Source organism: Bacteroidales bacterium (assembly GCA_026418905.1).
Taxonomy (GTDB): Bacteria; Bacteroidota; Bacteroidia; order Bacteroidales; family DTU049; genus JAOAAK01.
This window is the reverse complement of record JAOAAK010000009.1, coordinates 107,140-117,237: the sequence shown is the minus strand read 5'-3', so window position 1 is coordinate 117,237 and position 10,098 is coordinate 107,140. Positions and strand designations below refer to the sequence as shown.

Annotated in this window: 9 protein-coding genes; 3 read left to right on the top strand and 6 right to left on the bottom strand. The window is 34.6% G+C overall.

Annotated elements, in window-relative coordinates; genetic code table 11:
* From N2Z72_02335 to N2Z72_02310, 6 genes are all read right to left on the bottom strand, one after another.
* A partial coding sequence (locus N2Z72_02335) for an SBBP repeat-containing protein (protein ID MCX7696515.1) occupies nucleotides 1–420 on the bottom strand: 420 nt, incomplete at its 3' end.
* Nucleotides 407–1,216: a hypothetical protein gene (locus tag N2Z72_02330; protein ID MCX7696514.1), complete on the bottom strand. Its 810-nt coding sequence runs from the start codon at nucleotides 1,214–1,216 to the stop codon at nucleotides 407–409. The genes N2Z72_02330 and N2Z72_02335, both read right to left, overlap by 14 nt.
* Before the next feature lie 4 nt (nucleotides 1,217–1,220).
* Nucleotides 1,221–3,125: a hypothetical protein gene (locus tag N2Z72_02325; protein MCX7696513.1), complete on the bottom strand. Its 1,905-nt coding sequence runs from the start codon at nucleotides 3,123–3,125 to the stop codon at nucleotides 1,221–1,223.
* Complete coding sequence (locus N2Z72_02320; GenBank protein MCX7696512.1) at nucleotides 3,100–3,723, bottom strand: RNA polymerase sigma factor; 624 nt, start codon at nucleotides 3,721–3,723, stop codon at nucleotides 3,100–3,102. The genes N2Z72_02325 and N2Z72_02320 overlap by 26 nt, the downstream gene beginning before the upstream one ends.
* Before the next feature lie 143 nt (nucleotides 3,724–3,866).
* Nucleotides 3,867–5,207, bottom strand: coding sequence for an NADP-specific glutamate dehydrogenase (gdhA, locus tag N2Z72_02315; GenBank protein ID MCX7696511.1), 1,341 nt, complete (start codon nucleotides 5,205–5,207; stop codon nucleotides 3,867–3,869).
* A 71-nt stretch (nucleotides 5,208–5,278) separates the two neighbouring features.
* Nucleotides 5,279–6,310: a TIGR04133 family radical SAM/SPASM protein gene (locus N2Z72_02310; protein MCX7696510.1), complete on the bottom strand. Its 1,032-nt coding sequence runs from the start codon at nucleotides 6,308–6,310 to the stop codon at nucleotides 5,279–5,281.
* Nucleotides 6,311–6,407: 97 nt separating this feature from the next.
* On the opposite strand from N2Z72_02310, the gene N2Z72_02305 reads away from it, so the two are divergent.
* Genes N2Z72_02305 through rfbC form a run of 3 tightly spaced genes read left to right on the top strand, consistent with a single transcriptional unit; the run spans nucleotide 6,408 to nucleotide 10,096 of the window.
* The gene (locus N2Z72_02305) at nucleotides 6,408–7,169 is read left to right on the top strand and encodes a polysaccharide biosynthesis/export family protein (GenBank protein ID MCX7696509.1); all 762 of its coding nucleotides are present in this window, start codon (nucleotides 6,408–6,410) and stop codon (nucleotides 7,167–7,169) included.
* Between the two features lie 3 nt (nucleotides 7,170–7,172).
* Nucleotides 7,173–9,554 (top strand): polysaccharide biosynthesis tyrosine autokinase, encoded by a 2,382-nt coding sequence (locus N2Z72_02300; protein ID MCX7696508.1) that lies wholly within the window; start codon nucleotides 7,173–7,175, stop codon nucleotides 9,552–9,554.
* Nucleotides 9,551–10,096, top strand: a complete 546-nt coding sequence (gene rfbC / locus N2Z72_02295) for a dTDP-4-dehydrorhamnose 3,5-epimerase (GenBank protein ID MCX7696507.1) — start codon at nucleotides 9,551–9,553, stop codon at nucleotides 10,094–10,096. Before N2Z72_02300 ends, rfbC begins: the two co-directional genes overlap by 4 nt.
* Nucleotides 10,097–10,098: the final 2 nt, after the last annotated feature.

Sequence of the window (10,098 nt, the reverse complement as noted above, 5' to 3'; positions counted from 1 at the left end):
ATAGACATATCCACTATCATCTACTACTATAGCAAACACATTATCGGCAGCCCAACCACCAATGTACGTAGAAAATACCAAAGAATCGCCAGAAGGTGTTAATTTAGTTATATAGCCATCAACAGCACCGCCAGATGAAACTTGAAAAGCCCCAGATGACACAGGGTAGTTTGATGAAAAAGTTAACCCACCTACATAAACAAAATCAAGACTATCAACATAAATGCTCATTCCATAATCTCCAGCACTTCCTCCAATAAAAGTCGAAAAAATCAAGGTATTATTAACGATATCAATTTTAGTAACAAAACCATCAAAAAAACCAGCAAGAGATGTTTGATACGCACCTGGTGTTATATCGTAATTACTAGAAGTGGTATGGCCTGCAATATATGCAAATTGATGATCAAAAAAAAACATGATGACAGTAATCATCGCCACTTCCTCCCAGGTAGGTAGAATAAATCAACGGATCAATAAGAGCTACCATCCCTTGAGTGTAACCGTTCAGGTCGATTCCATATTTACCGATATCTCTTTTCCTAAACATGCTGGGCACTTCTTTGCCTTCCACAAAAGATCTCATGTTTCCCATGAACACATCACCTAGAGTTGTTCTAAGAACAATTTCCCCATTGACTAAAGTATCACTTTCTTGGCCTTCAAGACTAATTATGATTTCTTCTGCATTGCCTTTTTCTCCAATTAAAAAATCATATCGAATTCTATTTTCGGGATCAAAATAAAACTTCACATCAATTCCTTCATACACGTTTTTTAAAACTATTTCCTTATATAAACCAACATGCCTTGCCCACTTACTAGAATTTTGACCAATAAGGTAATTGTAATACCCATCCAATTTACCTTTCTTTTCCACATCATTGTTCCATTCATTTCCATCAAATCTCATCCAAATTCGATGACCTTTTTCATTATACTCTACTATACCATGTGTCTTTTCAATTTCATCTACATTTTCAACGCAGCTTTCTTCATTAGGTATAAATTGATAAAACGTTAAGTTTACTCCTTGCCTAGTTATCCAAACATTTAATCCTTTTAATTTAGCCAGAAACAATACTTCTTCAGGCCATTGCCCTTTGTTCTCAATAAAAAATCCATTTCCCAATTGATTCAGCTCATTGATCTCCTTTTTTTGTTGAGCTGATGCCAACAATGCAATCAAACAAAAAAATATTCCAATCGTACGCATATTTTTATGATTTACGGTTTTTTTGCTTTCCAATCCATAATAGCAATGTACCTTCATCATCATTTTTCAAGCTGTCAAGCCAAGGAAGTTTATGGTAATATAAAAGCAATGAATCTTTTTTTATTCTGGAAGAATATGACACAAATTCCTCCGATTCAATAAGTCGTTTTAGTTGATCATGTCGCATATGGGAGAGGGTACTTTCGCTTCGTGGCTCGTAAAACTCTACGTATAGTTGATCTAACATTTCATCAGGAATTGTTTTCCACATCAACCAAACATATTTTTCTTTCTCTTTTTTTATGTGGAATGTTTGTGGTTCAAAAACCCCAATCAAAACACATGCTTTGCCAACTTGTATTGAATCCAATTTGATCTGTATTTTAATTATTTTGAAAACATTCGGCCCAGGCAATTCAATCCAATCCACGAAAGGAACATATCCTTTTTTCCAGCATGATATAAGATACTTTCTAGTTGCCCGTAAGGGTATACTTATCTTTTTATTTTTTTCAAATCTTCCTTCATATATGATACCTCCATTTTCGTTTTCGATCATGATATGGGCATCGATTGGATCACCACTATTTTTGCTTTCAACCTCCAATTCCAAAAACACGATGTTAGGATCGAATAAAGCAAGATCATATTTTCCTGTTGGTGTATCATCAAAAGTTATTTGATATAAATGTACGTTCTGGCGAGAGGTACCGGTTGAAAAATATGCAGTTTTTTCATCTGGTAATAAAACAAAATAAACATCATCGCCTGCAGAATTGACCAATTTTCCCATATTGATAGGTGTTGACCATACGCCGTCATTGAAAAGAGTAAAATATACATCATAACCACCAAAACCTTGATGACCATCAGAATGAAAGAAAAGGATATTTTTAGTGGGATGAAACGATATACCTTCCTCGTTTTGTGGTGTATTGATTTTCGATCCCATGTTAATAGGTTCTGACCATTTTCCATTGGATTGTTTGATACTGTACCATAGATCCAATCCACCAGAACCACCAGGTCGATCACTCGTAAAAACAACTAGGTTGCCATCTGGTGATAGAGCAAGGGAGGTTTCAAGATATTTTGAATTAAACGGATATGGTAATTTTTCAATTTTTCCCCATTCTTGATTTATTCGTTCAACCATGTAAATATCACCTTTCCCATGGCCATCATCTTGATAAAAAAGTAAATGAGTATTATCCCAAAATCCGATAGCAGATGTGTTATATTTTTTGGAATAAACGGGGGGAGGTAAAAGCACGGGAGTAGTCCAAGAATGATTAAGACTATCCCATCGAGAAAGAAAAATATTTTCCTTTTCTATTGTTCCATCACTTGAAAAATCCCCTCTTCTGGAGGTAAAAAACAATTCCTTATTATTAGGGCTTATCACAGCGGCATAACTAGTTGCTTGGACGAATGTGGGAATCAACTTTGTTTTGCTTACTCTAAACAGGCTCCATATATCTTCCCACGACTGAATAACAGCACAAGACTGCATAAACGAAGGTTGTTTAATAACAAAACTATCTTCACTTTGAGCTACTTCGGTAATCTTTCCGGTAAACAAAAAAGACTTATGAGTAGAATCTAGACGAAAGCTATCTTTTCTGGAAAAAGAAAAAGTATCAATGAAAGTAAAAGTAAATTTGTGAGTAAGGGGAGTCGAAATTGATTTTTCTTGCAAACTCAAGTCCTTAGAAAAAAATAAATAAATTATTAAAGCTATAAGCATTATTAGGCTAAACCAACCTATCGTTTTTAACAGAAATAATTTTTTCCTTTTTCTCCTCCAATTCGAAAAAATGACTTTATAGATCGGTATGGAGAACGAATACTCGTACTCTAATAACCTTTCACGAAACAGTGAATCAATATCTTTTAAATTTTTTTTCATTTGTACTTAATTTATCATACACCCATTTTTCAACTTTCTGTCTCAAAATTCTCCTAGCATTGAATAAGTGCCATTTTGAAGTCGACTCAGAAATTCCCAACATTTGAGCAATCTGTTTGTGTGTGTATTCATCAATTGCATATAAGTTAAAGACCATACGAGACACAGTAGGCAATTCATTAAGCATTTTCATCAACTCAGGAATGGAAAGCTCACATGCAACTTCCCAAAAATCTGAAATATCACCATCATCTTCTACGGGTTCGCCGTACTCGGGAAAATCTTCCATTCGAACAAAAAGTTTTTTATATCGATGATTTTTTCGAAGGTAATCAATGACTGTGTTAACAACAATTCTTCTCATCCAACTTTCCAAAGAAATTTCAGGTTTGAACGTTTTAATTTTTTGAAAAATTTTAAGAAAAGCATCATTTAACAAATCAAAAGCAATTTCTTCGTCATGAACATAACGCATGCAAATAGCCATCATTTTCTTAGAATATAGATCAAATAGTTTCTTCTGAGCTTCGACATCGTGATTTTGACATTTCTCCACCAATTGTTGTTCATTATCAATATTAAAAGTAAGTAACTTCACTTGCTAAGTTTTATTAAAACTCCTTGATATTAAATAAGACGCACGTTTTTTAAAAGGTTTGGTAAAAAACAATCATTTTTTAAAAAAAAACTGCCTTCTTTGCGAAGGCAGCAATTAAAGAAAAATTTTATTCATGCACTTTTTTATACACAACCCTGAGCTAACATAGCTTCAGCTACTTTGACAAAACCACCAATGTTAGCACCATCTACGTAATTAATGAAGCCATTGTCTTTTTTGCCATATTTTACACAGGTATTGTGAATGTTGATCATGATCTGATGTAGTCGTGAATCAACTTCTTCGCGGCTCCAACTCATGTGAAGGCTGTTTTGACTCATTTCGAGACCAGAAGTAGCAACTCCACCAGCATTGGCAGCTTTACCAGGCCCGTACAAAATACCTTTTTCAATGAAATGTTCTACAGCTTCCGGAGTAGAAGGCATGTTGGCACCTTCTCCAACACATATGCAACCATTGGAAACAAGCATTTTTGCATCTTCGCCGTTGAGCTCATTTTGGGTAGCACATGGCAAAGCTATATCACATTTAATACCCCAAGGTGTTTTACCTTCATAATATTCTACACCATACTTTTCAGCATATTCATAAATGCGTCCACGCTTAACATTCTTAAGCCACATTACATAATTGAGTTTTTCGCGATCAATGCCATTAGGATCATAGATGAAACCGTTAGAATCAGAGAAAGTTACAACTTTTCCGCCCATTTCCAAAACCTTTTCGGCAGCATATTGAGATACATTTCCAGAGCCTGAGATTACAACTGTCTTACCTTTTATTGACTGCCCCCTTGTTTTTAGCATTTCTTCGACAAAATACACCAAACCGTAACCAGTAGCTTCAGGACGAATCAAAGAACCTCCATATTCAAGCCCTTTACCAGTAAGAACACCGGTAAATTCATTTTTAATACGTTTGTACTGACCAAACATAAAACCAATTTCCCTTGCACCAACGCCAATATCTCCTGCAGGAACATCGGTGTTGGGTCCAATGTGACGGAAAAGCTCTGTCATAAAACTCTGACAGAACATCATAACTTCAACGTCTGTTTTACCTTTAGGATCAAAATCACTTCCACCCTTACCACCGCCCATGGGTATAGTCGTCAAAGAATTTTTAAATACCTGTTCAAAAGCAAGAAACTTCAAAATACTTAGATTAACTGTAGGATGGAAACGCAAACCTCCCTTGTAGGGTCCAATAGCACTATTCATTTCAATGCGATAACCACGATTGATCTGAATATTTCCATTTCTGTCAATCCAAGGTACCCTGAACATAATAACTCTCTCAGGCTCAACGATTCGCTCTAGAATGCCCTCGTAACGGGGATTCTCCATAATAAACGGCATCAGAGATTCAGTGACTTCTCTGACTGCCTGGTGAAATTCTACTTCACTCGGATTTTTGGCGATAACCTTCGCCATAAATGCATCTACTCTTTCCTTTACTGACATAATTCTTTAATTTTAGGGTTGCACAAACTTAAAAAAAAAATCAATTGTGCAAATTTTTCTTAAAAAAAATTTCACATAAACAAATACCTAAAATAACAAAAAACAGGGTTTTCATGTCCTGGAACATGAAGATGCATCCCATCACCTCTGCACCATGTCCAAACAGAACAATCTTTACAAATACCCTTTTTTTTCCTATTTCTGTAAATATCAAATTTTTTTTGCCAAACCTCAATAAAATTATCTCGATAAATGTTGCCTTGGACAAAACCACGATCTATGTTTGGGCAAGCACCTATATCGCCATTAGACAAAACAGATCCTACATGAATACCTGCTCGGCAAAAAAAGAAATAATCACGCACTTTAGCTTCATACTTTCCTAAAAAACCGTCACAACCGAAACTCACGTGTATTTTGCCTTTGTTTCTCTCTTTCTCGATAAAATCCAACAAGGAATGCAATTGAGATCTAGTAAGAAACAATTCTTCTTGTTCTTTCGCCCTCCCAATAGGATCGATAGCAAACAATCGCCAATACCTTACACGGATGTCAAAAAGAAAATTTCTAAAATTGGTTAATGTTTTAATATTACGTTGATTCACGCATGTAACCACATCATAGGTAAGTTGTGATGCTTGAGTTACGAGTTTGACAGCTTCCACAGCATGATCAAACGAACCGTTCACCCCTCTTAGCCATTCATGCTCATCTTTAAAACCATCCAGACTGATAGTAATGGAATTCAAACCAACATTCAGCAAGGAATTTAATCTCTCTGGGGTAAGCAAAAGGCCATTCGTAACCATTCCCCATGAAAACCCCATGTCTGTTACTTCTCTTCCAAACTCCTCCAGGTCACTTCTAAGCAAAGGCTCGCCCCCTGTTAGAACTATCATAACTTTACTTGGATGATAGTAAGATGCTACCTGTTTACATACATGGAGAAAATCTTGCAAAGGCATATCAGGACATGATGCATCCATCTTACAATCCGATCCACAATGCAGGCAAGCCATATTACACCTATTTGTACATTCCCAGAATAAATACTGAAGTTCGTGTAATCTGGATTGTTTTTTAACATACCATGCATGAAACATGAAGGCTAATTTTTCATACCCTTTATAGAACTTCTTCGAATTAAACATCATGTAGTTAAAAATTTCAATAAAATTAAATTATTAATTTTGTTTCGTGATGACTAGAATTCTTAGTAAATTAATTTTATCACTTGCTTGGTTATTACTCTTGACAGGGTGTAAATCTCGTTTGGCACCAGCAAGGCTTTTTGAAAGTCGAAATACTGAAATTCATAGTTCAGAAGAACTTTTAAACGTTCCTGACTACATATTACAACCTAACGACGTGATTGGTATGGAAATTTATACCAACAAGGGTTTACCTTTATTGCCATCAGGTGAAACTATGCAGCAGAGTAAAATCCAAGAAACAGATTATATCATCAACAAAGATGGTTTTGCAAATTTTCCCATCTTAGGATGGATAAAGGCAAGTGGCAAAACCCTTGATCAACTTAGGGACACATTATCTATGTGTTATGCTCAGTTTTTTGTTGATCCCTACGTAAATGTTTTTTTAAAAAACCGGTACATTCTTGTATTTAATGGTGTAAAAGATCAAAAAGCCATAGTCATACCTTATAACTCATCTGCTCTTACTCTCCTTCAGACTATAGCACAAGCAGGTGGATTAAACAACGCACGATCCAATAGCATTCAACTTATTCGAAAGATTTCAAAACAAGAATCAGCAAAAATTTATAGCATCGACTTATCTACGTCAAAAAACCTACCATATGCTTACATTAAATTACTTCCGGGAGATATCATAGTACTTAACGACCATAGTTGGAAACTATATGACTTTGTAACTCAGTTATCTCCATGGCTCACTGTCATAACCACTACATTACTTATTATTAGCTACTTTAAACCATGAAAAATGGAATCAAAAAAGTATTTTCTCAACGATGAATTCGATATAAGGCTTTTTATATACATTCTTAAAAAAAATGCTATCGTACTTCTTGTCTTTTTACTTGTATTATTTATAGCTACCTTCTTGTATTTAAGGTATACTCAACCTGAGTTTGAATCATATGCAATTATCCAGATTAAAACTGACGATAAAGCCAGTAAAATTTTTGAAACGCAATCCACCCCTTACATTGATAACACATTAAGCAAAAAAATTGAGATTATTCGCTCCCCCATGTTCATGAAGCGTGTTGTTAAAAATTTGCCATTAGATCTCACGATTTATTCTATTGGAGAAATTGGAAAATATGAATTTTACAATAATGCACCCATAAAAATATTTTATGAAATTACGGATACGACCAAATTCTCAAAAACACTGTATTTACTTGTAAAAAAAACCTCGATCGAAATAGAAGACCCTTTCCATAACATTAATAGAGAAATTCCCATCAACGAACCCTTGATTCTTCCAGGAATAGTCCTTTCTGTGCATTCTTCCGAAAATTTAGACTCTTTAACATTCTTTCAGAACTATGCTGGAAGTAAATTTATGCTTAAATTTATGCTAACCGAAGAATTAGCTATTCATTATTCTAACAAAATTCAAATTCAAGTACTTAATGAACAAGCCAAAACTTTAAAAATCTCTATCAGAGAAACTAACCCCACCAAGGCATTTGATATTATTCGTAAAGTGGTTGAAGAATATGACCGATACGATGTTGAATCACAGCAACAAAGTGCTCAGAGCATTCTTGAATTCATTGATAACCAACTTGAAAAAGTCGACAGTACCTTGGCCATTTTTTTGAATCAAGGAGTTTCACCTACAGATACTATTTTCGATTGGGAAACCATCAATAAAAATATTCAAGAAACTGAAGACAGAATTAACCAAATTCAAAAAGAAATTCTTTTTCTTAATAAACTTATTCAGAAAATGGACGAACATGCAAGCATTGTAGATATGTATTCCATTGTTAGTGGTACTCAGAGTTACTCCACATTATCTAGTTTTTTTCATACACTTCAACAATTAGAAATGAAAAAAAATGATGCTTTGCAAGGCCTAACTCCAGAATCACCTAATATCATTCATCTCAATCAACAAATAGAATTTCAACGACAACTTATAAAGAAAATGGCTGAAGGACTTAAACAAAACTACAATAGTGAACTTAATATCTTAAAACATAAAAAACAAATTTGGGAAAATAAAGGAATGATGAAAGGGAAAAGCTCCTCTGCACAAGGACTGAGAAGCAAAAAGTTATACTATACGAATGAACAAATATTCGATCAATTAATTCAGAAAAAAGTTGAATATAGTATTGCACTAGCAGGTTACGTGAGCCAGGTTGTTGTACTTCGTCCTCCTCTTATTTATAAGAATCCTGTTAAACCTAGAAAAAATTATTTATGGTTTATAAGTTTTTTTACATATTTAGTATTATCTCTGTTTTATCTTGGAATGAGATATTTGTTCTATAATAAAATCATTAGCCCTTCTGATATTAAAAATTTGTCAAATATTCCTGTCATAGGTGTAGTACCACGTTACCACCATTTTGTACCAGCAAGTCAGCTGATTGTAGATTCGAGGCCTAATTCCGTTATTGCTGAATCCCTCCGAGCCATACGAACACAATTCCAGTTTATTTCTAACAAAGAAGGAGCAAAAGTCATTGCCATTACAAGTACCATTTCAGGAGAAGGTAAAACTTTTATTGCTATTAATTTAGCCGGCGTTATAGCCTTTAGCGAAAGCAAAGTCTTAGTAGTTGATTTTGACCTACGTCGCCCACGCATTCATATTGGTTTAGGTGCTCTTAATGATAAAGGAGTAACAACCATTCTAACAGGTCAGGCAAGCGTGGAAGAATGTATTAAACAAAGCTCTATACCTAACCTACATTTTATTACTGCTGGCAAGCCACTGTTATTTCCTTCAGAACTTATCATGAGCTCAAAAATGGATGAATTTGTCAATTTCCTTAAAACTAAATATGATTTCATCATTTTTGACACTCCTCCCATTGGACTCATAAGTGATGCTCTTAAACCTTTGATGATAGCGGATTATCCTATATACATCATGCGGGCTCATTACTCCTATAAAAGTTTTCTCTTGAACGCACAAAAATTATTTCAAGAAAATCAAATCAAAAACATCACGATTATCATCAACAATATTAACCCCAAACTCTCTGGTGCATCCAAATATGAAGGGTATGTCTACGGCTATGCTTACGGCTATGGGTATGTTAGACATTCATATTATCATGAAGAAGAACCTCTCATACCATGGTACAAAAGAATATTTAAAAGAAAAAATCCAGTATGATAGTAGAAAATCTATTCATTAAGGGTGTTATCCTTATAAAGCCTAGAATTTTCAGTGATCAACGAGGTTATTTTTTCGAAGCTTTTCATGTTGAAAGATATAAGGAAGCTGGTATTGATGTCGAATTCGTTCAGGACAACGAGAGTTTTTCCATAAAAAATGTTATCAGAGGGTTGCATTTTCAGAAAAAACCTTATAGTCAAGCTAAACTCGTAAGAGTTATTCAAGGAAAGATTCTTGATGTAGTTGTTGATTTACGTCGTAATTCCCCTACTTTTGGTAAATACATCATGGTGGAACTTTCAGCTGAAAATAATTATCAACTTTTCATACCTTCTGGGATGGCTCATGGATTTGTAACCCTGGATGAATTCAACCGTGTTCATTACAAATGCTCCGCCTATTACCATCCTGAAGCTGAACGAACCATTCTCTGGAATGATCCAGAACTGGCTATTCCATGGCCTGTTTCTAATCCTATTATAAGCGAAAAAGATGCTAAAGGAATTTTATTTAATCAAGCATTTGATGACTATTTTTAAAA

Excerpts from the sequence above, each read along its gene's own strand:
- N2Z72_02300 (MCX7696508.1), top strand. The coding sequence starts at position 7,173 with ATGGAATCAAAAAAGTATTTTCTCAACGATGAATTCGATATAAGGCTT.
- N2Z72_02305 (MCX7696509.1), top strand. The coding sequence starts at position 6,408 with ATGACTAGAATTCTTAGTAAATTAATTTTATCACTTGCTTGGTTATTA.
- N2Z72_02310 (MCX7696510.1), bottom strand. The coding sequence starts at position 6,310 with ATGTTTCATGCATGGTATGTTAAAAAACAATCCAGATTACACGAACTT.
- N2Z72_02330 (MCX7696514.1), bottom strand. The coding sequence starts at position 1,216 with ATGCGTACGATTGGAATATTTTTTTGTTTGATTGCATTGTTGGCATCA.
- gdhA (MCX7696511.1), bottom strand. The coding sequence starts at position 5,207 with ATGTCAGTAAAGGAAAGAGTAGATGCATTTATGGCGAAGGTTATCGCC.
- rfbC (MCX7696507.1), top strand. The coding sequence starts at position 9,551 with ATGATAGTAGAAAATCTATTCATTAAGGGTGTTATCCTTATAAAGCCT.
- N2Z72_02325 (MCX7696513.1), bottom strand. The coding sequence starts at position 3,125 with ATGAAAAAAAATTTAAAAGATATTGATTCACTGTTTCGTGAAAGGTTA.